Below are 19309 nucleotides of genomic sequence, written 5' to 3'. Positions count from 1 at the left end.
AAGGCGGGGGAAGGCAACCCTCGAAGCAGCGGAGCAGTGTAACATGGGCAAGCCCCTGACCGTATTGTTGACCACGTGGTTGAATCATCCGACATCCGCCTTCCCGGAATGGGTCGCCCATCATCGTGCCCTTGGGGTGAACAGGTTTCACGTTTTCCTTTCCGATACCCTCGACGGGGCTCAGCCGCTTGCGGCCGCGTTGGAAGCCTCCGGGGTGATAGGTACCAGCCAAATCACCTTCGACGCCGCCGAATCCGCACAGCAGGCCCGGAATGCAGCGATCCGCGCCGCCGAACTGGAGACGGAGGTTTCACCCGGCTGGGGGCTCTTTCTTGGCCCGGACGAATACCTTGGTCTCGCCACGCATGGCACCGTCCAGGATTTGATGGCGGACCTGAATTCACCACAGGCCATGACAATGCCTGTATGGACGTATTTCGGTGACACCCGGGAAAGGTCGCATTCGCCGGGGCCGGTTCTGGAAAAGGCGGTGCGCTGTTGCCCGTCATCGCGTGTTGATCCCGGCGCGAGGAAAGAATGGCGAAGCATCGTCAAGCTGGGGGTCTGGCCCTCACGCGTGCCCGATTTCCCGACAGGCGCGCCCATGAATGACCTCAAGCGCCTGCGCTGGCTCAACGGCGCGGGCAAACCGATGCCGAAACCGCGGGCGGACAGGACATGGCAGCACAACGAAGCCGCGTCCGAAGGCGGCCTTGCCTGCGTGGCCCGTGTGCCGATTCCCAGCGTCGAAACCCTGCTGCTCAGGGAGGCCTATGCGATGCCGCCCAAAGCGCAGGCCATGCCCGAGGATCTGTTTCCGGTCCTTGAGGTGGCAGGGCAGGACCTGATGTTTGATCAATCCCTGCACACATCCGGCGCGGCACGCGCGGAACACCTGGCCGTGCTCCTGGAAGATCCCGCGATCCGGCAGGCTTATGACGATCAGTGCGAGGAAGAAAAAAAACGCGTAAAGGTCCAGACCCGCAAGCACGGCCTGTGGAAAGCGGTGCTGGCACGTCTCGAAGGTGCCGACGGAGCGGGCGGCCCCGGGCCGGCAGAAGGGCGGATGGCAAGCCCGGCGCCGGAAAAGACAGCCACCAGACGCGAAGATGCACCTCGGCCCGCCGGATCGGACCCTGCGGGGGACCGGGCAACGCAACCCGCAAGGGCAGACGCAATCAAGGTGCATCCGCGTGTGCCCGACGAGTTTGCGAGGGTCACCACTGACCCGCCCCCACCGTGGTTCGCCGAGATTTACCCCGGTGGGGACCGGCAAGGCTTCCTCACGCGGTTGGAACATCATGCCCTCGTGTCCATCGAACGTGATCCCGGAACCCTGGTCGTGACGTTCGACAACATCTCGAATGTGAACGACATCTCCTACGGGCGGGAGCCGTGGGCATACCGTTTCGTGCGGTCCAACGGGTATTCGCATCTGGCCGTGATCGCGCGACGCAAGGATTGGTATCGCGATCCTCAACTCATCCAGCAACTGCGCAAGCTCGGCGATGACGGGTTCTTCGACCGCTTCAAAAAGGTGGTCATGGCGGGCACCTCGATGGGGGGATTCGCGGCCATGGCGTTTGCGTCTCTCGCGCCGGGCTGTATCGTCCTGGCATACTCGCCGCAGACGACGCTGGACAGCGAACTCGTCCCATGGGAGGAACGCTTCGGCATGGGGCGGGAGCGCAACTGGAGCCTGCCCTATTCGGACGCCGCGTTCGAGATTCAGGACGCCCGCAGGGTCCATGTGATCTACGATCCCTTCTTCGAACCGGACAGGCGCCACATCGAACGCCTGGAAGGCGATAACGTGATGCTTCTCAAGTCATGGTTCTCAGGGCATTTTTCAGCGGTGTACATGCGGAGAGCGAATCTTATCAAGCCGCTGTTTCAGATGGTCATCGACGAAACGCTGACAGAAGAGAGCTATTATGCCCTTCTCCGCGGCAGGCGGTCCCTTGCGTGGTATCGCAAGGCACTCGAAGAGCGCGCGATCGAGACCGGCCATCACAGTCTTGCGGAGCGCGTGGGCCCGGCATTCAGGCGCCATCGCCGCAAGGTACGCAAGGCGCAGCAAGCGGAGGCGTGAACGATGAGCCGGCTTTCAGATCGAACCCCGAAACGGGTAATTTTCACGACAATGAAGAATGAAGGGCCGTTCATCCTCGAATGGATCGCGCATTATCTTTCCCTGGGGTTCAGCGGCTTCGTGATCTTCACCAACGATTGCAGCGACGGCACCGACCGGATCGTGGAGCGGCTTGAGGAACTGGGTGTGGCCAGCCACCGACCAAACCGCATTCGCCCGGGGGACAACCCCCAGCACAAGGCTCTGGGGCGTGCGCGGTTTCATCCCTGGGTGCAGGATGCCGACTGGCTTCTCGGGATCGACGTTGACGAGTTCCTCAACATCCGGGTCGGGCACCGGCGGCTGGACGACCTAATTGATGCCCTGGGAGAGGTGGACGCCGTTTCATTCACATGGAAACTGTTCGGGTGCGGGGGGATCGAAACCTTCGAAGATCGCCCGGTCACCGAACAGTTCTTTCTTGCCGATCACGAGGACAGACCGTCCTCGGGGCGGGCACACGGTTTCAAGACCATGTTCCGCAACAACGGCAAATTCAAGCGATTCAACCCGCATCGCCCCAAGAACCTCGGAAACGGCGTCACTGAAGATGACATCCGCTGGTCCGATTGCGGCGGCAACCTGCGGCCGATGGGCAAGGTCGGCTGGCGTTCCTGGCACGGGTTCAGCCACGAATACGCCCGCCTGCACCACTACGCCGTGCGCTCGGTCGAAAACTTTCTGGTTAAGCGCGATCGCGGCCGGACCAACCACATCAAGCGTGACCAGACAGAACATTACTGGGCGGACATGAATGTGAACACTTTCGAGGACCGTTCCATTCTGCCGCTTGCGGAACGCATGCGGCCGGCGCTTGATGAACTGATGTCGGATCCTGTGCTTGCGGCCCTGCATCGCGAAGCCGTGGACTGGCACCGCGCCAAGATCACGGAACTCAAGGCGCGCGAAGACTGGACCGATTTTCGCCAATGGCTCATCACGCACAAGATGAAAGCCGACCCGCCAGCCATTCTGGATTACGAAACCTGAACACAAGCGGCCCGGCTCATGCCCCAAGAAACCACATCGAACCTGAGTGCACCGGATGACGCGCCGCGCCAAAGTGCTGACGCCGACCTGCTGATTCATGTGGGCTCGCCCAAAACCGGCAGCACGGCACTTCAGAATTTCCTGATGAAAAACCAGGATCCGCTTTATGCCAAGGGTCTTCATTTCGTGAAGGAAGGCCGTTCCAACATATCGCACAACAATCTGTTCGCCCCCCTGCGCGGCGCCGCTGCAGCCGATATCTGGTCAGCGGTCGCCGAAGAGGTCGAAGCCGAACCGGGCAGGCATTGCGTCATGTCCAGTGAAAACTTTTTCTCACCCGAAATCGCGACCTCCATCCTTGAACACATGCCGCAAGGCTTGCGCCGGAGGACCCGTGTCCTTGTCTATCTCAGGCGGCAGGACGACTTCCTCGAGGCGATGTACAAACAAAAGACAAAAAACGGGCGCGAACGCGCCAGTCCCCGGGATTTCGCCCGCAAGAGAGGAACGGATCTTGCCGACTACCTTACTGTTCTCGAGTCCTTTGCCGGGTCCGTGGGCATCGAGAACGTAACCGTGCGCCGGTTTCAACGCGGCGCCTTCAGGGGCGGCGATATCGTGGCCGATTTCCTGGGGGAATTCGGCCTCGACAAGTCCGACCCGGAATTCGCCCAACCGCGCCATGATGCCAATCAAACGCTTTCCCGCGCGGTCACCGAGCAGTTGGGAGCCTTCGCGCGCAACTCTTCGATAAACGTGCGCGAATTGGCGCGTGAAATGTCACGCCTCCCCGATGGAGCGCCCCGGCGATCCGGGGATGTCTTCACGAAGATGGAGCGGATTGAAATCATGGCACATTTCGCGGAATGCAACGCGATGATTGCCGAACGTTACTTGCGCGGCACCCAGAACACGCTCTTCGACACGGGTGATCTTTCTCAGGATGCGCCGGACCGCTACCCGGATGCCGAGGAGGAAATAAGGCTCTATGCCGATGCGCAGGAAAAGATCGCCTCGGCGATGGGACGGATTGAATCCCGAGGGCGCGCCAGGCTTTTTCGGGGTGATATCAAGCGGTCAGCGCACAATGAATAAAGAGTTCACGATTGGCGGGATCCTCAAGCAACTCCTCAAGACGGGTCCGATAATGCACCAACGCCTTGCGCCGCAGCTTTTGAAGCCGACCATCGCTGCGGGCATCCAGTGCATGCATTTCCCGCTCGATCTCCGGCGCTCTCTGTCTGAGCGTGATGTCCTGCTCGGCGCGGGAATGTCGCTGACGCCGGTTCCAGAAATTCTCCCGCAGGTCGCGATCCGGCTGATGTGCACTTCCCCGCGTCGCCTTGATAAGGAAACTTGAGGCGTCCCTGAGAACGTAATGATTGATCTGCGCCAGTTTCAGCATGCCGGGATCGGTGGACCTGAAATTCTTGATCTCGAACGCGTCCTCCTTCAACCCGGATCCATTCGCGGTGCGGATCTGCGTGACCGTTTCTTCATCGACAGGATGGACGCGATGCACACCGGGGCGCCCAAACAGGGGCGTGCGATACAGGGACTTGTAGGCTTTCAGACCCCTCGACATGTCCGATGCGCGGTCACAAACCGTGAATCGTTCCGTCACCAGACGGTCGGACAAAGCAGAATACCCACCGGCACCAAAAAGCCGCCAGTTAAGGAGTATCCTGTCACAGTCCGGTATCGCCGCGATGAGATCCTGCACCTTGCCCGTCCCGCATTTGACATTCAGGAATTCGTCGATGTCCAGCGCCATGGCCCAATCCGCCGCGCGGTAGGCTTCGACTTCGCAAGAGCGTTTGTATGCTCTGACCTGATGGCGGCCGCGCTTGGCCGGATTGTCGAAATAGGAAATGGCGCCAATCCTGTCGAGTGTTTCCAGCGTTTCCGCCGTCCCGTCGGTGCTGTCGTTCTGATAGACGATGATCGGGTCGAACCCCGCAAGCCGATGAAACGCGACCCATTCGAGAAGGAACGGGCCTTCATCCTTGGCGGTGGCGACAAGCGCGACTTTCAAATCGTTTCTCCTCCGCATCAGATGCCATGGATCAAGTGGTAGTAGACCGACGGGGACATGTGAAGCACGGTGCGGTCTTTCGACGGCGCCGTGCAGACCTGGCTGACCGATATCTCGAGGCCGCCGCGGTACGGATACTGTCATTGCCGGAACCGGGCGCCGCCGCGACCGGCCCGGCCGAGATGCCTTGCCCTGTCCCAAGAATTCGGCCGGGTCATGCCTTCCGGCCGGATTGAGGAAGAATGTACGATGGCCTAATCTGAGCGGATTCGGTTGAAAAAGTCTTGTTCTCGACGGGCTGATCCCGCATCACGGGTACAGGAAAACGCTTACGGGGGATGCACATGAGCAACGGCGGCAGCCTATTACCCATCATCGCCATGCTTCCGTTTCTTGGTGCGCTTGTCCCCGGCCTCATGATCCGCGCCGGCCGTACTGCCTGCGCCACCTTCACCGCCGCCCCCACGATCCTTGCCTTGATCATGCTGGCCGTGATCGCCCCCGATGTGTTCGCAGGGGAAGTCCTGAAGGCCGAGATCGTCTGGCTGCCGGGTCTGGGGCTGTCGTTCAGTTTCTTTCTTGATGGCCTCGGCCTGCTGTTTGCAGGCATGATCCTGGGCGTCGGGCTACTGATCACGCTTTATGCGCGCTACTACCTGTCGGGCGAGGATCCGATGGGGCAGTTCTACACCTATCTCCTGCTTTTCCAGGGGGCGATGCTGGGTATCGTCATCTCCGACAATATCCTTCTTTTGCTGATCTTCTGGGAGCTGACAAGCCTGTCGTCCTTCCTGCTTATCGGATACTGGAAACACCTGCCCGAAGGTCGGCAGGGCGCGAGAATGGCCCTGGCGGTCACCGGTGCGGGGGGGCTGGCGATGATTGCGGGGATGCTGATCCTCGGACAGATCGTGGGCAGCTACAACCTGACCGACATCCTTGCGCAGGGCGAGGTGATAAGGGCCTCCGAATGGTACCTGCCGGCGCTGATCCTGATCCTGCTGGGCGCCTTCACCAAATCGGCGCAGTTCCCCTTTCATTTCTGGCTGCCGCACGCCATGGCGGCGCCCACTCCGGTCAGCGCCTATCTCCACTCCGCCACGATGGTAAAGGCCGGCGTCTTCCTGCTGGCGCGCATGTGGCCGGTCCTGTCGGGGACCGACGCCTGGTTCTACATCGTGTCCACAACCGGTCTTGTGACAATGGTGCTCGGTGCGCTGATCGCCTTGTTCAAGGATGATCTCAAGGCACTGCTGGCATTCTCCACGGTCAGTCACCTTGGGCTTCTCACCATGCTCCTGGGCTTCGGCACCAAGGCCGCAGCGATCGCGGCCGTGTTCCACATCATCAATCACCTCACCTTCAAGGCCGCGCTGTTCATGACTGCCGGCATCGTCGATCATGAAACCCATACGCGCGACATAAAGCGCCTTGGGGGGCTGGCGAAGTTCATGCCGGTCACCGCCCTGATCGGAACGCTGGCGGCGCTGTCGATGGCGGGCATACCCTTCTTCAACGGCTTCCTGTCCAAGGAAATGATGCTGGAGGAGGCATCGCACACCTACTGGCTGGACAATGACTGGATCGTGCCGGCCCTGGCGACATTGGGTGCGCTCCTTTCCGTGGCCTATTCGCTGCGCTTCATCTTTCACGTCTTTGCCGGACCTGCCCGTGACGATTATCCGTCACATCCGCATGACCCGCCCTTCGGGATGTACGCGGCGCCGGCGCTGCTGGTGGTGTTCGTGATGCTGATCGGGGTGATGCCCTGGCTGGCCGAGCCGCTGGTGACGGTCGCGGCCGATGCCGTCACCGGCACGCACACGCATCCGCATCTGAAAATCTGGCACGGCGTGACGCCGGCGCTGTTCATGTCGATCATCGCGGTGCTGGGCGGCGCGGTTCTCCTGGCGGTGCATCGCCCGCTCGACAAGACATGGCAAACCGCGCCGCGCCCGGAAGCGAAGGTAATTTTCGATTGGCTGATCAGCGTTTTCGCCGGGTTTTCAAAACGTCTGACCGAGGCGGTTCATACCGGTGCGATCAGCCGCTACCTGGCAATTTTCGTCGTCGCGACGGTGGCGCTTGGTTACATTGCATATGCCGACGGCACGTTGGGACCGCCCACCCGTGAATTGCTTCCAATCCCGCCGGTGGCCGCTATCGGATGGCTGCTGCTGATCGCCGCCACGGGCCTTTTGCTGGTGTATCATCACAATCGCTTCCGGGCGCTGATCCTGATCGGCGTCATCGGTCTCATGGTCTCGGGCGGCTTTGTGTACCTGTCCGCACCGGACCTGGCGCTGACGCAGATTTCGGTCGAGACCGTGACCATCATGCTGTTGCTGCTGGCGCTCTACTTCATGCCCAACACGACCCCCCGAGAGAGCGGAGCCGGCCTGCGCCTGCGTGATGGCCTGATCGCGCTTTCCGCCGGCGGAGGCGTGGCAGCGCTGGCAATGGTCTTTCTCATGCGGGATTTTTCCTCCATTTCGGGTTTCCACCTGGCAAATTCCTACAAGGGCGGCGGGGGCACCAACGTGGTCAACGTGATCCTGGTCGATTTCCGCGGGTATGACACCTACGGCGAGATCATCGTTCTCGGCATTGCCGGATTGACCATCTTCGCGCTCATGGAGTCGTTGCTCAACGGACCCGCCTCGCGCCGCCTGCGAAATCGTGACTACAGCCAGGACCGTTCGCGCGACAGGCATCCGCTGATGATGGTCGTCGCCACGCGCGCGATGCTGCCGATCGCGGTGATGGTCGGGATCTACATCTTCCTGCGCGGGCACAATCAGCCCGGCGGCGGGTTCGTGGCCGGGCTGGTCATCTCGATCGCGTTGCTGATGCAGTACATGGCATCCGGTTTCGCGTGGACTCAAGGACGCCAGCGGATCGAATACCACCTGATGATCGGGTGGGGCGTCGTCATTGCGGGCCTGACCGGGGCCGGCGCCTGGTTGGCCGGCAAACCCTTCCTGACAAGCGCCTACGGTTACATCCATTGGCCCCCGATCGAGGAATTCGAATGGGCCACGGCCATGGCCTTCGATCTCGGGGTGTTCCTGACGGTGCTGGGCGCAGTCATGCTGATGCTCTACAGCTTGTCACGGATCGCGCGTTATGCCGGCGAGACGGTAAATCTGGAGCCGATGGATTACGACCCGTCGCTCAAGCGCAACCTCAAGAAACCGGAGGCCGAATAGAATGGAATTGGTCGTTGCGAGTTCCGTGGGCGTGCTGACGGCAGGAGGGGTCTACCTGATCCTGCGTCTTCGCGCCTTTCCGGTGATCCTCGGGCTGGCACTTCTGTCCTACGCCGTGAACGTCTTTCTTTTTGCCACCGGCCGGCTTGCGATCAACGCGCCGCCGGTCCTGAACAAGTATGCCGACGTGGCCTATTCGGATCCGCTGCCGCAAGCGCTGGTGCTGACTGCAATCGTGATTTCCTTCGGCATGACAGCGGTGCTCGTCATGGTCGCGCTCGGCGCGTACCTGGAAGCTGATCACGACCGCATCGACATGACCGGAAACGAAGAGGCGGAAGCGGCCGAAAAGGAAAGCGGTTCATGAGTCACTGGATCATCGCGCCGGTCATCCTGCCGGCCCTGCTTGCGCCGATCATCGCGTTCGTCATGCGCCACGACATCACGCTCGCGCGGGCGGCGTCCCTTGCCGGAACGATCGCGCTTGCGGCCATCTCGATCGGTCTTATGGCGTCCGTGTCGGCCGGGGATACATTCGTTTACAGGCTCGGTGACTGGCCCGCACCCTACGGCATCGTACTGGTCCTCGATCAGCTTTCAGCGCTGATGCTGGTGCTCACCTCGGTCCTCGCCCTGATCGTGGTGTTGCATGCCGCGGCATCCGGATGGGACGGGCGTGGCCGCCATTTCCACGCGCTTTTCCAGTTTCAACTCATGGGGATTTGCGGCGCCTTCCTGACCGGCGATGCTTTCAATCTCTTCGTCTTCTTCGAGGTGCTGCTGATCGCCTCTTATGGCCTGATGATCCATGGCGGCGGGCGGGCGCGACTGCAGGCGGGCCTTCAATACGTGGTCATGAACCTCGCCGGTTCCACCCTCTTTCTGTTCGCCCTCGGTACGCTCTATGCCTCGACGGGGACACTCAACATCGCCGATCTTGCGGTGAAGATCCGGGAGCTTCCGGTCGAGGAAACAGCGTTGGCACGGGTTGCGGCCATCCTTCTGATGGTGGTTTTCCTGATCAAGGCCGCGATCTTTCCGGTGCATTTCTGGCTGCCCGGAACATACTCGAACGCGCCCGCCCCCGTTGCCGCCCTTTTCGCGATCATGACAAAGGTCGGTGCCTACGCGATAATCAGGATACATACGATCGTCTTCGGCCCGGACGTGGCCGCCACAGGCGGCCTGATCGGTGACTGGCTCATGCCCGCCGCCGCGGTCACACTGGCCATCGGTGCGCTTGGCGTTCTGGGGGCGCGCCGCCTCAAACCCATGATCTCCTTCGCTGTCGTTGGATCCATGGGCACGCTGATGCTGGCCGTCTCCGCCTTCACACCTCAGGCCACGACCGCAGCACTCTACTATGCCCTGCATTCCACCTTCGCGGCGGCGGCGCTCTTTCTCCTGGCCGACCTGGTGATTTCGCGCCGTCCCGACGGTGACGCCCTCAGCACGCAACCTCCTCTTTCGCAGAACGGTTTGTTTGCAGCCCTCTTTTTTGCGGCCGCCATCGGGATGGCGGGTATGCCGCCGCTCAGCGGATTCCTCGGGAAGCTGATCATTCTCGACGCGCTCCGCGGAACACCCGGCATGACGGTGGGCTGGGCGACGATCCTGATCGGATCTCTCCTCATAATCGTCGGGTTCGCGCGCGCCGGAAGCACCCTTTTCTGGAAATCCACTGCCGTGTTGACCCGTTCAGAGGGCGACGGGCCGGACTACGCCGCCTCGCAAGGAGACGAAGGCCCGCCACAGGAGCCGCCCGCACAGGCGACGGCGTTCCAGGTCGCGCCGACAATGTCCGCGATCGCCATACTCGCGTTGCTCTCGGTTTTTGCCGGCCCGGTCACTGGGTACCTGGACATGGCAGCCGAACAGTTGCACGACAGTTCGGGCTATGTGAACGCGGTGCTCCAACCGGGTGGGGAGGGCGAACAATGATGAAGCGTATCTTCCCCCATCCCATTCTCAGCGTCACCCTGACGGTCGTGTGGCTGGCACTGGTCAACAAGGTCACTCTCGGCAATCTGCTCCTCGGCGCGTTCCTGGGAATGGTTGTTCCGATTCTGACAGGTCCCTACTGGCCACGCCGGCCCAAGATCGGCCGGCCTCTCAGGGTGATCGAGTACATATTCATCGTCCTTTGGGACATCGTCATCGCCAATGTTCAGGTCGCTCTGATCGTCTTGTTCAAACCCAACAGCGACATTCGTTCGCATTGGATCACCATACCCCTGAACATAACCTCGCCCGAGGCGATCACCGTTCTGGCCGGAACCATCACCATGACGCCGGGCACCGTTTCCGCGATGCTTTCGGCCGATAGCGGAAGCATTCTGGTCCACTGCCTGCACACGGACGATCCCGCCGGGGTTCGCGACACCATCAAGGGACGTTATGAATGGCGACTCAAGGAGATTTTCCAATGATCACCTCCGCCCTCGTTTTTGCGTTCGGATGTTTTGGCCTCGGCCTCGTTTTCAACATCTGGAGGATTGCGATGGGTCCAGACACCGCGGACCGCATCCTCGCACTTGACACGCTGGTCATAAATCTGATCGCGCTGCTGATCCTCTACGGGATCTGGAAGGGCACGGCCGTCTATTATGAAGCGTCCATGCTTGTGGCCATGGTCGGCTTCGTATCAACCGTCGCCTATTGCAGGTTCGTCCTGCGCGGCGACATCATCGAATAGGAGGTTTCATGGACCTGGCGATCGAGTTGCTCGTATCCTTCTTTTTGATCGTGGCCGGCGTTTTCGCGATCGTCGGGTCATTCGGTCTCGTGAAACTGAAGGACACCATGCCGCGCCTTCACGCACCGACCAAGGCCACGACACTGGGCGTTGGCGGGGTGCTGATCGCGTCGATGCTTTACTTCCTGCTCATCAAGGGCGTTTTTTCATTTCACGAACTCCTGATCACCCTGTTCCTTTTCCTTACCGCGCCGATCAGTGCGCATTTCATCGCCAAGACATTCATGCAAGCCAATGTGCGCCCCGAGGATCTGCCGGAAACGGAACGTGACTACGGCTGGTCGGTCTACGAGGATCCTCCCGCCGCAGCCGACGATGACGCAAAGTGAAGGCCGGCGGCTGACATGCCGTTGCATGCCCTGCCCGGCCTCGACGTCCGGCATCCGACCGAAGCAGGTGATGGCGTGTGGTTCCAAGGGCCATGCACGCGCAGCCGGGACGTCATTCAGCCGCAAATGCTCAAGCCGGTCACTGCGAGGGCAAAGGCCCGCGGCGGCGAAATGCGACAACAACCGGTTCCAGCAGTCCTGCGGCGAGGACAAACAGCAATCCGGCAACTTCGCGAACACCCAGGCTTTCATTCGCCCAGATTGCGGCGGTGACCGCCGCAACTCCGACCTCGGTCATGAACAAAAGGCCACAAACGCCGGGGTTTAGACGCGTCGGCGCATAGACGGTTGCAAATCCGGCCGGAAGAATCAGGATTAGCGCGACCGGCAACGCCCAGGGGGCAATTTCCGCCAGCCGCCACCAATCGGGATGGTCGATCACGCCCTGGTGTGTCGCCAGAAGAGCGATCAGCAACGAGAACAGCGTTGCAGATCCGAAGAAATTCACCCCGTGTGTCGCGGCGCTGGCCCGCCGGTCAGTCAGGATCATGAGCGAGGCCACCGCCCAGATAAACCCGCTGGCAAGACCGCACCAATCGCCGAGGTTGCGCGGCAGAGGCAATTCCGCGTCCCTGCCGAACACCACCCACAGCCCTGCAAGACCAAGAATGATCGAGACCCAACGGTACCATCGCAACCTGTCCCCGGCGACGGCCCAGGCAAGGAAGAACCCCCAGACCGGCATCAGGTAGAACAACAGGATGGCGCGGATGATATCGGTATACAGAAAGGCCGCACCATAAAGCGAAAATGCCACCCCGCCAAGCAACCCGCCATAAAGGGCGCCGCGGTTGCCGTACCTGTAGTCGGCCCGTTTCACCCACGCGACCGGAAGGCAGAGGAGTAGGGGCAGCGCCGAAAAGACCATCATCGTCCAGGGGCCTTCGAAACCGGCCGCTTCAACCGCACGAATGGGCAGCCAGAAAATGCCGAAGGCAAGGCCCGCATAAAGGCCGGCGAGTACGGCAAATCCATCGGAACGCGGCATGAAAGATCCTGTTCGTTCGCCTGATCCAACCGGGCGTTTTTTTTGGCCTACCGGATGCCCCGCGTGTCAGGTGGCGAGTGTCCCCGTCCCCCGAATCCGACGCAGTCTACCCTGTCCCGGACATGACCTCCAGAACCGCCCGAAGCACGGCCATGTCAGCGATGAATAACAGCCATCCCGAAGACGGCACGCTTACAGAGACAGCCGTGCCGCCGCGCGTCACGGCTCATCAATTTCCAGCACATGTTCCCCGGGTTCGATACTGTTCGTGATCGCGCTTACAAGGTCACTTCTGATATTGCCTTCGGCAGGGTCGAAAAGCCCCGTCTGGCGCAAGGCCTGCCGCACGTCGATATTGCGCCCGAGGTACTCCAGCGCCACCCGGGACGCGCCCGGCTTGCGTCCGCGCCGGGTCGGCCCGCCGGTCTGGATGCCGAAAAGGCAATCGAGCCGGTGCTGATAGCTGGGATAAAGGGTCATCTGCGTGATGGTGTTCACCTCCAGGGTCTCGTACTCCATGATGTAGAGGCGATCGGCAAGAAAGAAGACCACACCTTCGTACTTGTTGAGACCCGTCATTCTGCGGCCGGCACCATCGCGCAGGATCTCGATGTTCTTCCAGTAATACTTGCCCTCGGCGTGGTGGACCGAGGCGAGCGACCTGAAGATCATTCCCTTGTTCCCGAACGAGAAAAAGTAACGAAAATAGAACCCGGTGTATTTGTGCATCTCCTGCGACGAGCGATAGATGCGTTCGAGGTGGTGGAGCGGACGCTCCAGCTCGGTGCGTTCCACCGGGCGCCTGCGCAGTGCGATCATCTGCTCGAACTGGTTGTGGTCCAGTAGAATTTCCGCTTCGGTTACCCCGAAATGATCGCATATGCGACGCATGTTGTGACGCGACGGGCGCGACTGTCCGTTGAGATACCTGTTGAATTGCTGCCGGTTGAAACGCAGGCGCCGGCAAACTTCGGCGATCGAGCGTTGATAACTGCACAGCAGATTGAGGTTGGCGCTGAAGTCTGATGTCATGCCCCTATCGCATACCGAAGCGGGTATAGTGTCAAGTCACGAAATTTCGCGAAATTGGATTCTCTGGATGCGTCAGCGAGGCTGATGCAACGGCGCCACGTGAGCGGCTTGGCGTAAGGATATTGAATGGAAAGTACGGAACCGATGAAAAACGCGTATCCGCAAGAGATAGAATGCTTGCCCCACACATACGTCACTATGCCGGATGGCTGCCTGTTGGCCGCTCGCATCTGGAAACCCGAGACCGCATCGGATCAGCCTGTTCCGGCAATCCTCGAGTATCTTCCGTACCGCAAGAATGATCTCACCGCGGAGCGCGATGCCACGATGCAGCCCCATCTGGCCGCACATGGCTATGCCGTCATTCGGCTGGACCTGCGCGGAGCCGGCGACTCCGAAGGCCTGATGGTCGATGAATACACTCAGCAGGAACTGCAGGACGGCTACGACGCAATAGACTGGATCGCCAGGCAGGACTGGTGTGATGGAAACGTCGGAATGATCGGGATATCCTGGGGCGGGTTCAACGGGCTGCAGATCGCGGCAATGCGCCCTCGCGCACTCAAGGCGATTATCACCCTGTGCTCCACGGATGATCGTTATGCGGATGACATACACTATATGGGCGGCTGCCTTCTTGGCGAACAGCTCAGTTGGTCGTCGATCATGTTCGGGCGCAACAGCCTGCCCCCCGACCCTGCCAACGCCGGAGACGCGTGGCGGGAGATGTGGAGAGAGCGGCTGCGTGGCAGCGGCCTGTGGCTGAAGAACTGGCTGGAGCACCAGAGGCGTGACGACTTCTGGAAACATGGCTCCATATGCGAGGACTGGAACAATGTCCAGGTGCCGGTCTACGCCGTTTCGGGATGGGCGGATGGCTACTGTCGCACCGTGTTCCGGCTGATGGAAAATCTGAAGGGGCCACGCAAGGGGCTGGTCGGCCCTTGGGCGCACAAGTATCCCCATATTGGGGCGCCGGGCCCCGCGATGGATTTCCTCGGTGAGGAACTGCGCTGGTGGGATTACTGGCTGAAGGGGCAGGAAACCGGCGTCATGGAGGAACCACAGCTGCGCCTCTACATGCAGGACAGCGTTCCGCCGGCCGGTTGGTATGCCGATCGCCCGGGCCGATGGGTTGCCGAACCTGCCTGGCCTTCGCCCAATGTCACCCGCACCCGGTTTCATCTTGGCTCCGACGGATCGATTGGCACGCAGCAGGAGCGCCCGGTCGGGACGCTCACCCACGGATCACCACTCTGGGTCGGGATGGCGTCGGGCAAGTGGTGCAGCTATGCCACCCCCGGCGACCACCCACTCGACCAGCGGCGCGAGGATGCCGGAAGCCTTTGTTTCGAAACGGCGCCGCTTGAAGAGCCATTGGAGATGGCCGGCGACGCCAACGTGGTTATCAGGCTCTCGGTGGACCGGCCAATCGCCGTTATCGCGGCACGCATCTGCGACGTTGCGCCCGATGGCGCCGCCACGCGCGTGTCGTTCGGGGTGTTGAACCTCACGCATCGCTCTGATCATGAGCACCCGGAAAAACTGGAACCCGGCAGGATCTATGACATCACCGTTCCGATGAAGCATGTCGCCCAGAGATTCGCGGCCGGCCACCGTCTGCGTCTTGCAATCTCGACAAGCTATTTTCCTATGATCTGGACCGCGCCCGAACCCGTGACGATGACCTTGCACACCGATTCCAGTTTCCTGGAATTGCCCCTGCGCGCGCCCTCAGCGGACGACGACGAACTGTCAAAATTCGATGCGCCGGTTTTGCCGGCACCGCTTGAAATCGAGGTGCTGGAGGCGCCGGATCAGCATCACCGTATCGTCGAAGATGCGACAACCGGACGGATCGAGATGCAGGTCGGCGATGGTCATGGACACGTCAGGTTCGCCGAAAGCGATCTGACCCTGTCCGACCAGGGCTTCGAACGTTTCTCGGTCACAGGCAACGATCCGGACACCGCACGCGGTGAAACGGAATGGCGTTTCCATCTTTCGCGGGGTGAGTGGTCTGTCGACACGCTCACGCAGACGGTCCTGACCTGCGACGCCGTGGCGTTCCATATCGAGGCCCGCCTTCGCGCATGGGAAGGCGACGCCCTGTTCGAAGACCTGACATGGAAAGAGACAATTCCACGTGACCACTTGTAAAGAACCCGTCCGCCGCCAAAAAAGTTATGTGACGCCAAAGTGGCGTCAACTAGCGAAATCGCGCGAAATGGATTGCATGGTGATCGTGTGGCTAGATTGACGACAATAAAAAGATCCAACACTAGGGAGAAGATCATGGAAAAACCGAATCTTTCACGTCGCGGTTTTCTTGCCTCATCGGTGGCCGTCGGGGCCGTCGCGATGACCTCGGGCTGGCCGACGCGCAGCCATGCGGAAATGGGCAAGGTGCTGCGCCTCCGTATCGACGGAGACAACAACGTTCTCGATCCCGGCTACATGGTCGGCGGTACGGAAATCGAGGCGCAAAAGCAATGCCTTCCTTTCCTGGCCGAATATGTGCGGGAAGGCGGTACGTTTACGTGGCGGCCGACCCACTACGTCACCAAGCTGGAACAGCGCGACCCGACCCATATCGACTTCGAGCTTGTCGAAGGGCTCAAGTGGTCGAACGGGTATGGCACGCTCAAGGCGTCCGACGTCAAGTTTTCCTACGAACGGATGAAGGAAAGCGACTGGTCAGGGTACTTCGACGCCATGGATCATGTTGAAGTGACGGGTGAGTTGACCGGTACGATCGTCCTTAACAAACCCTTCGCCCCATTCCTGATGGTCACGCTGTGCCACGGGCCGGGCGCGATCGTCTGTGAACAGGCGGTCAAGGATGCCGGCGGAAAATTCACCAATGACTTCCCGGCCGTCTGCGGTCCGTACACCTATTCCGCCACGCCGGGCCAGCGTGTCGTGTTCGAACTCAACCCGGAATGGACCGGGCCTGAACCCGGTTTCGAAAGGGTCGAGGCAAACGTGATAACGGAAGTGAAGGCGTCGGAACTCGCGTTCGACGCCGGAGAACTGGATTGCACCGAACTCGGGTCGGACACGCTGGCGCGCTACATCAACGACATGCCCGAGGACACGGCTGTCACCACCGCCGGCGAGTTGCAGTACATGTGGATGGGGATGAACACCGAACACCCCAAGCTGCAGGACATCCGGGTGCGGCAGGCGCTTCAGCACGCGGTCGATGTCGACTCGATCCTGCAGGGGGCCTATTCCGGAACAACCAGCAAGTCACACGGGATCATATGCCCCGGCCTTCTTGGTCAGCGCCATGAAACCGGCTACAGCTATGACCCCGCCAAGGCCCGCGCACTTCTGGATGAAGCCGGGGCGTCCGGTCTGGAGCTGACCCTGCGCACGTTGAACAATCAAGAGCGCATGCTGACGGCCCAGATCATTCAGGCCAACCTTGCCGCCGTTGGTGTCACGCTCAAGGTTCTGCCGCTCGACAGCGGCCCGTTCTGGGAAATGGGTCAGGAAAGCAAGGGCGACATGTGGAAGGATCTGGAACTCTGGATCATGCGTTTCGGCACCACGCCCGACCCTTACGAGGCCACGCAATGGTTCGTGTCGGATCAGGTCGGGGTATGGAACTGGGAGCGCTGGACAAGCGAGGAGTTCGACCGCCTTTACAATGAAGGCATCGCCGAGACGGACACCGCCAAGCGTGAGGCGATCTACATCCGGATGCAGGAGATCATGGAAGAAACCGGCGCCTATGTCTGGATCAACCACGAGCCCGAATCCTACGCGCACACGGCGGATATAACGATCAACGCCGCGCCGTCGGGCGAGTTGAACTACCGGCGCTTCGCAAAGGCGTGACCCGCAACACCGCCCCGTGCCACCATGCGTGGCGCGGGGCGCTCCCCGCCGACCGGAGCCTGACATGCTCATTTACCTCACCAAACGGCTTGGTCTTTCCGCCGCTGTGATCGGCCTTGTGGTGCTGGTGCTGTTTTCGCTGCTGCACCTCATCCCGGGCGATCCGGCCACAATCGCCCTTGGACCGCGCGCCACGCCCGAGGCCATTGCACGCTACGCCGCAAAGATGCACCTGGACGAGCCGGTCTGGATGCAGTTCCTGATCTATGTCGGCAACGCGCTGACCGGTGACCTTGGTGTCGACGTGTTTTCGGACCGCCCCGTCACGCAGATCATAAATGAACGGATCGGTTTCACCCTGGCCCTCGTCTGCACCGGGATGGGCTGGGCGGTCATCCTTGGAATTCCGCTAGGATGCCTTGCGGCCGTGAAACCGAACAGCGTGCTGGACCGCGTGACCGGGGTTCTTTCGGTCGGAACGATCGCGGTGCCGTCGTTTCTGGTGTCGATCTGGGCGCTGCTGATCTTCGCGGTGCAACTCAGGTGGCTGCCGGCCATCGGCGCGGGAGAGCCTGGCGACATGCACGATCAGGCGCTGCACCTTATCCTGCCCGCCTTTGCCATCGGTCTGGCCTGGGTCGGCTACCTTGCCCGCATGGTGCGGGCGTCGATGCTCGAGGTCATGGGCGAGACCTACATCCGCTCTGCGCGCGCTTTCGGACTGACGCCGCGAAAAGTGGTCTTCGGTTACGCGCTCAGGGTGGCCATACTGCCGACGATCACGCTCATCGGCATGGGCTTCGGCGGCTTGATCTCCTCGACCGTCTTCGCCGAGATCATCTTTGCGCGTCCGGGCATCGGCAAGCTGATCTTCGATGCCGTCATGGCCCGCAACTTTCCGATCGTGCAGGGGGCAGTTCTTGTTGCCACGGCCCTCTACATCATTGTCGTACTCTTGTCCGACCTCCTCATAGCCTGGTTTGATCCCCGTGTCCGCGAAACCCTCTGATCCCGAAACCGGCCTGCCCGCCATCGACTCGACCGGCTTGCCGGATCACGTCTCCGAAGCCGAGGTCCGCGAGTCGGCGGCCCGCGAGCGGCTTGAGAAAATTCGCATGTTCATGACCAACTGGCAGGGCATGGGGGGGCTGGTCCTGGTACTGCTCTTTTTCGCGAGTGCCATTTTCGCGCCATGGCTCGCGCCCTACGACCCGAACGCGCTGGATATTCCCGCGCGTCTTTCCGGGCCCACATGGGAACACCTGGCCGGTACGGACCAGCTGGGGCGCGATACCTTCTCGCGTATTCTTCACGGTGGACGCGTAGCGCTGAAGATTGCCGCCATCGGCGTCTCGGTTGCGCTGATCGTGGGGCTTGTTCTTGGCATGATCGCCGGTTTCGGGCCAAGGTGGCTGGACAATTTCCTGCTGCTGCTCTTCGACACGGTCCGCGCCTTCCCGACGATCGTTCTGGCACTGGCCACGGTTGCGCTGACCGGTCCCAGCCTGGAACTGGTGCTCGCCATCATCATCATCACGTCGATACCGCAATATGCGCGTGTCACCCGCACGGCCACGCTGACGCTCAGGAATACCGATTTCATCCTCGCAGAAAGGTCGCTGGGGGCAGGTGTCTTCCGAATGTTGTGGCATCACGTCATGCCCAATGTGGTGGGGCCCCTTCTGATCCTCGCCGCGATGGACGTGCCGGTCGTCGTGACGGTCGAGGCGGGGCTAAGCTTTCTCGGGCTCGGGGTCCTGCCGCCCACGGCAAGCTGGGGCACGATCCTGAACGAAGGGTATCTGGTGATCCGCGACGCACCCTGGATGGTGGTGGCGGGCGGCATTCCGCTGATCCTGACCACCCTCGGATTCACCTTCCTCGGCGAGGCGCTGCGCGACATTTTCGACCCGCGGATGGGAAAGGGGCGCTGA

16 protein-coding genes are annotated in these 19309 nt (G+C 61.1%); 13 read left to right on the top strand and 3 right to left on the bottom strand.

All coding sequences use genetic code 11. The features are described 5' to 3' along the window. Positions 1 to 43: 43 nt before the first annotated feature. From DQW77_RS09500 to DQW77_RS09490, 3 genes are read left to right on the top strand one after another with little or no spacing between them, the layout of a single operon-like run. On the top strand, positions 44 to 2092 hold the full coding sequence (locus DQW77_RS09500; protein ID WP_113257985.1) for a glycosyltransferase family 2 protein: 2049 nt from the start codon (positions 44 to 46) through the stop codon (positions 2090 to 2092). A 3-nt stretch (positions 2093 to 2095) separates the two neighbouring features. Continuing rightward, positions 2096 to 3121, top strand: a complete 1026-nt coding sequence (locus DQW77_RS09495; protein ID WP_258523808.1) for a glycosyltransferase family 2 protein — start codon at positions 2096 to 2098, stop codon at positions 3119 to 3121. A gap of 18 nt (positions 3122 to 3139) precedes the next feature. Next, positions 3140 to 4216: a hypothetical protein gene (locus DQW77_RS09490; protein ID WP_113257983.1), complete on the top strand. Its 1077-nt coding sequence runs from the start codon at positions 3140 to 3142 to the stop codon at positions 4214 to 4216. On the opposite strand, the gene DQW77_RS09485 is transcribed toward DQW77_RS09490, so the two are convergent. Then, positions 4191 to 5156 (bottom strand): glycosyltransferase family 2 protein, encoded by a 966-nt coding sequence (locus DQW77_RS09485; RefSeq protein WP_181711225.1) that lies wholly within the window; start codon positions 5154 to 5156, stop codon positions 4191 to 4193. The two genes, DQW77_RS09490 and DQW77_RS09485, sit on opposite strands and share 26 nt — an antisense overlap. Before the next feature lie 344 nt (positions 5157 to 5500). On the opposite strand from DQW77_RS09485, the gene DQW77_RS09480 reads away from it, so the two are divergent. From DQW77_RS09480 to DQW77_RS09455, 6 genes are read left to right on the top strand one after another with little or no spacing between them, the layout of a single operon-like run. Next, positions 5501 to 8365: a monovalent cation/H+ antiporter subunit A gene (locus DQW77_RS09480; RefSeq protein WP_113258052.1), complete on the top strand. Its 2865-nt coding sequence runs from the start codon at positions 5501 to 5503 to the stop codon at positions 8363 to 8365. 1 nt (position 8366) lies between these two features. After that, positions 8367 to 8732, top strand: a complete 366-nt coding sequence (locus DQW77_RS09475) for a Na+/H+ antiporter subunit C (protein ID WP_113257981.1) — start codon at positions 8367 to 8369, stop codon at positions 8730 to 8732. Further along, the gene (locus DQW77_RS09470) at positions 8729 to 10306 is read left to right on the top strand and encodes a monovalent cation/H+ antiporter subunit D (protein WP_113257980.1); all 1578 of its coding nucleotides are present in this window, start codon (positions 8729 to 8731) and stop codon (positions 10304 to 10306) included. Before DQW77_RS09475 ends, DQW77_RS09470 begins: the two co-directional genes overlap by 4 nt. Next, positions 10303 to 10794, top strand: a complete 492-nt coding sequence (locus DQW77_RS09465; protein ID WP_113257979.1) for a Na+/H+ antiporter subunit E — start codon at positions 10303 to 10305, stop codon at positions 10792 to 10794. The genes DQW77_RS09470 and DQW77_RS09465 overlap by 4 nt, the downstream gene beginning before the upstream one ends. Continuing rightward, positions 10791 to 11060: a K+/H+ antiporter subunit F gene (locus tag DQW77_RS09460; protein WP_113257978.1), complete on the top strand. Its 270-nt coding sequence runs from the start codon at positions 10791 to 10793 to the stop codon at positions 11058 to 11060. The genes DQW77_RS09465 and DQW77_RS09460 overlap by 4 nt, the downstream gene beginning before the upstream one ends. Positions 11061 to 11068: 8 nt before the next feature. Continuing rightward, positions 11069 to 11449: a Na+/H+ antiporter subunit G gene (locus DQW77_RS09455; RefSeq protein ID WP_113257977.1), complete on the top strand. Its 381-nt coding sequence runs from the start codon at positions 11069 to 11071 to the stop codon at positions 11447 to 11449. A gap of 139 nt (positions 11450 to 11588) precedes the next feature. Here DQW77_RS09455 and DQW77_RS09450 read toward each other — a convergent pair whose 3' ends face one another. Both DQW77_RS09450 and DQW77_RS09445 read right to left on the bottom strand, forming a co-directional pair. Next, a complete protein-coding gene (locus tag DQW77_RS09450; RefSeq protein ID WP_113257976.1) occupies positions 11589 to 12497 on the bottom strand; it encodes a DMT family transporter in 909 nt (302 codons plus the stop codon). Between the two features lie 219 nt (positions 12498 to 12716). Beyond that, complete coding sequence (locus DQW77_RS09445) at positions 12717 to 13529, bottom strand: helix-turn-helix transcriptional regulator (protein WP_113257975.1); 813 nt, start codon at positions 13527 to 13529, stop codon at positions 12717 to 12719. A gap of 126 nt (positions 13530 to 13655) precedes the next feature. Here DQW77_RS09445 and DQW77_RS09440 point away from each other — a divergent pair, with 126 nt between their 5' ends. The 4 genes from DQW77_RS09440 to DQW77_RS09425 all read left to right on the top strand — a co-directional run bounded on the left by DQW77_RS09440 (position 13656) and on the right by DQW77_RS09425 (position 19309). Next, a complete protein-coding gene (locus DQW77_RS09440) occupies positions 13656 to 15689 on the top strand; it encodes a CocE/NonD family hydrolase (protein ID WP_309301311.1) in 2034 nt (677 codons plus the stop codon). Positions 15690 to 15824: 135 nt separating this feature from the next. Beyond that, on the top strand, positions 15825 to 17375 hold the full coding sequence (locus DQW77_RS09435; RefSeq protein ID WP_113257974.1) for an ABC transporter substrate-binding protein: 1551 nt from the start codon (positions 15825 to 15827) through the stop codon (positions 17373 to 17375). Between the two features lie 64 nt (positions 17376 to 17439). Then, the gene (locus DQW77_RS09430; protein ID WP_113257973.1) at positions 17440 to 18384 is read left to right on the top strand and encodes an ABC transporter permease; all 945 of its coding nucleotides are present in this window, start codon (positions 17440 to 17442) and stop codon (positions 18382 to 18384) included. Next, the gene (locus DQW77_RS09425; RefSeq protein WP_258523807.1) at positions 18365 to 19309 is read left to right on the top strand and encodes an ABC transporter permease; all 945 of its coding nucleotides are present in this window, start codon (positions 18365 to 18367) and stop codon (positions 19307 to 19309) included. Before DQW77_RS09430 ends, DQW77_RS09425 begins: the two co-directional genes overlap by 20 nt.

The sequence above is a fragment of the Roseovarius sp. TE539 genome, assembly GCF_003298505.1.
Classification (GTDB): Bacteria; Pseudomonadota; Alphaproteobacteria; order Rhodobacterales; family Rhodobacteraceae; genus Roseovarius.
This window is presented reverse-complemented; position numbering and strand designations above follow the sequence as displayed.

What these genes read in the sequence shown, in the direction of transcription:
- DQW77_RS09500 (WP_113257985.1), top strand. Translation starts at nt 44, where the DNA reads ATGGGCAAGCCCCTGACCGTATTGTTGACCACGTGGTTGAATCATCCG.
- DQW77_RS09495 (WP_258523808.1), top strand. Translation starts at nt 2,096, where the DNA reads ATGAGCCGGCTTTCAGATCGAACCCCGAAACGGGTAATTTTCACGACA.
- DQW77_RS09490 (WP_113257983.1), top strand. Translation starts at nt 3,140, where the DNA reads ATGCCCCAAGAAACCACATCGAACCTGAGTGCACCGGATGACGCGCCG.
- DQW77_RS09480 (WP_113258052.1), top strand. Translation starts at nt 5,501, where the DNA reads ATGAGCAACGGCGGCAGCCTATTACCCATCATCGCCATGCTTCCGTTT.
- DQW77_RS09475 (WP_113257981.1), top strand. Translation starts at nt 8,367, where the DNA reads ATGGAATTGGTCGTTGCGAGTTCCGTGGGCGTGCTGACGGCAGGAGGG.
- DQW77_RS09470 (WP_113257980.1), top strand. Translation starts at nt 8,729, where the DNA reads ATGAGTCACTGGATCATCGCGCCGGTCATCCTGCCGGCCCTGCTTGCG.
- DQW77_RS09465 (WP_113257979.1), top strand. Translation starts at nt 10,303, where the DNA reads ATGATGAAGCGTATCTTCCCCCATCCCATTCTCAGCGTCACCCTGACG.
- DQW77_RS09460 (WP_113257978.1), top strand. Translation starts at nt 10,791, where the DNA reads ATGATCACCTCCGCCCTCGTTTTTGCGTTCGGATGTTTTGGCCTCGGC.
- DQW77_RS09455 (WP_113257977.1), top strand. Translation starts at nt 11,069, where the DNA reads ATGGACCTGGCGATCGAGTTGCTCGTATCCTTCTTTTTGATCGTGGCC.
- DQW77_RS09450 (WP_113257976.1), bottom strand. Translation starts at nt 12,497, where the DNA reads ATGCCGCGTTCCGATGGATTTGCCGTACTCGCCGGCCTTTATGCGGGC.
- DQW77_RS09445 (WP_113257975.1), bottom strand. Translation starts at nt 13,529, where the DNA reads ATGACATCAGACTTCAGCGCCAACCTCAATCTGCTGTGCAGTTATCAA.
- DQW77_RS09440 (WP_309301311.1), top strand. Translation starts at nt 13,656, where the DNA reads ATGGAAAGTACGGAACCGATGAAAAACGCGTATCCGCAAGAGATAGAA.
- DQW77_RS09435 (WP_113257974.1), top strand. Translation starts at nt 15,825, where the DNA reads ATGGAAAAACCGAATCTTTCACGTCGCGGTTTTCTTGCCTCATCGGTG.
- DQW77_RS09430 (WP_113257973.1), top strand. Translation starts at nt 17,440, where the DNA reads ATGCTCATTTACCTCACCAAACGGCTTGGTCTTTCCGCCGCTGTGATC.